Genomic DNA, 1,931 nt, shown 5'->3' with positions numbered 1-1,931 from the left:
CGCGCTGGCGGCGGTGAAGGCCTGCACGCCGGGCACGATCTCGGTGGCGATGCAGGAATCCATGGCCTGCACCGTGCGCGCCAGGTGGCCGAAGGTGGCATAGGTGCCGGCATCGCCCTCCACCAGAAACAGCACGTCGCGCCCGGCCTGCAACCAGGGCAGCACCGCATCGGCGGCGCGGTGCCAGGCGCGCACCAGCTTGTCTCCGTCGTGCGTCATCGGAAACAGCAGGCACTGGTGCTCGGCCGGCGGCTGCAGCCCGGCCCGTTCGACGATGCCGTAGGCATAGCTGGGCGTGCGGGTGCTGCGGGCGGGGTATACCCACACCGCATCGGGCCGCTGCAGCAGCGCCCAGGCGCGGCGGGTGATCAGCCCGGGGTCGCCGGGGCCCAGGCTGACGCCAATCAGGCGTCCGCGGGTGACCATGGCTTCAGACATCGGTCACCGCCTTTTCTGCGCACACGATCCACACCGGGTTCTCGGCGGCCAGGCGGTGCATGGCCAGGATGGGCTTGCTGCGCGCGGCCTGCAGCTGGAGCACGTCCCATGTGGCGCCCCAAGTGGCGCCGGCCTGCGTCAGGGACGCGGTGGCCGTGGCCAGGTTCTCGATGGTGACGAAGTTCATCACCAGCCGGCCACCCGGCCGCAGCCGCTGCAGGCACAGCGTGATGAGCCCGGCCAGCTCGCCGCCTGAGCCGCCGATGAACACCGCATCGGGGTCGGGCCAGGCGTCCAGCCCTTCGGGCGCGCGGCCGTGCACCAGCGTGTGGTTGGCCACGCCGAAGGCCGCGCGGTTGGCGGCGGCAATCGCCACGTCGGCCTCGTTTTTCTCGATGGCCCATACATGGCCCTGCGGGCACAGGCGCGCCGCTTCCAAGCCCACCGAGCCGCTGCCGGCGCCGATGTCCCACACCCGGCTGTGCGCCTTGAGCTGCAGCCGCGCCAGCGACACCGCCCTCACCTCCTGCTTGGTGATCAAGCCCTTGTCGGGCTGGCGCTGCTGGTAGGCGGCATCAGGCAGGCCGAACAGCACGGGCTGCGGCCGCGGCTGCAACCGCCACAGCAGCACCACGTTGGGGTCGGCGAAGCTGCGCTGCGCGGCATCGGCCGGCATCAACGTGCCATGCACCTGTTCATCGGCACTGCACAAGCGCTCGGCCACCGCCATCTGAAAGGCATCGCCCAGCCCTTCGGCCAGCAACAGGCGGGCGATGCGGTCGGGCGTGTTGTCTGGGCTGGTGAGCACGGCCAGCCGGTCGTGCGCGCGCAGCGCCTGGGCGAGCCCATACAGGCCATGGCCGGGCGCGGCGCCGGGCGTCCATTCGCCGGCATCGGCGGCATGCACCGAGAGGATCTTCATCTCCTGCCAGGCCAGGCCCAGCCGCGCACAGGCCAGCTGCACCGTGCTCAGGTTGGGCAGCACCTCGATGGCTTCGATGCACAAATGGCTGGCCAGGTAGGCCGCAATGCCGTGGCACAGCGGGTCGCCGGTGGCCAACACTACCACCGGCAGGCGGTCGGCGCGGGCGGCACGTATCCACTCGGGCACCTGGCTCAGGCGGCCGGTCAGGTCCAGGCGCTGGGCCTGGGGCGCGATGTCGTCGTCGAACAGCGCCAGCGTTCGGTGACCGCCGATCACCACCCGCGCCTGGCGCAGGTGGGCCAGCGCGGTGGCGGTGAGGCTGGCGGCGCCATCGTCGAGTACGCCGATGACACGGGCCGGGGAAGGATCTGGGTGGGTCGTCGTCATGAATGGGCCTCGGCGATCTTGTGGCCATCAAAGTCGCACACCAGCACCTGCAGCTGGAAGCGCTGGCCGTAGCGGTCGGGCGCGGTCAGGGTGTTCACCACCTCCTGCGCCAGCGCGGCATGAAAGGCTTCGAGCAGCCCCAGTGCCTGCATGCGCTCGGCCGCGAAGCGGGCGGTCTCGG

General features: G+C 71.3%; 2 protein-coding genes and 1 pseudogene. All 3 read right to left on the bottom strand.

Annotated features, from left to right (window positions below; genetic code table 11):
* Positions 1-438 (bottom strand): precorrin-2 C(20)-methyltransferase (locus ABNT58_RS22580; RefSeq protein WP_348755651.1); only part of this gene is annotated, 438 nt, incomplete at its 3' end.
* Positions 431-1,750, bottom strand: a complete 1,320-nt coding sequence (gene cbiE, locus ABNT58_RS22575; protein WP_348755650.1) for a precorrin-6y C5,15-methyltransferase (decarboxylating) subunit CbiE — start codon at positions 1,748-1,750, stop codon at positions 431-433. The genes ABNT58_RS22580 and cbiE, both read right to left, overlap by 8 nt.
* A pseudogene (locus ABNT58_RS22570) lies at positions 1,747-1,931 on the bottom strand (cobalt-precorrin-5B (C(1))-methyltransferase); the annotation flags it as partial. The gene cbiE and the pseudogene ABNT58_RS22570, both read right to left, overlap by 4 nt.

This window comes from uncultured Aquincola sp. (assembly GCF_964001545.1).
Taxonomy (GTDB): Bacteria; Pseudomonadota; Gammaproteobacteria; order Burkholderiales; family Burkholderiaceae_C; genus Aquincola.
Note: the sequence above shows the minus strand (reverse complement) of the source record. Positions and strands in the feature narration are given on the sequence as shown.

Bases quoted from the DNA above. Each gene is read 5' to 3' on its own strand.
- cbiE (WP_348755650.1), bottom strand. From the start codon at position 1,750: ATGACGACGACCCACCCAGATCCTTCCCCGGCCCGTGTCATCGGCGTA.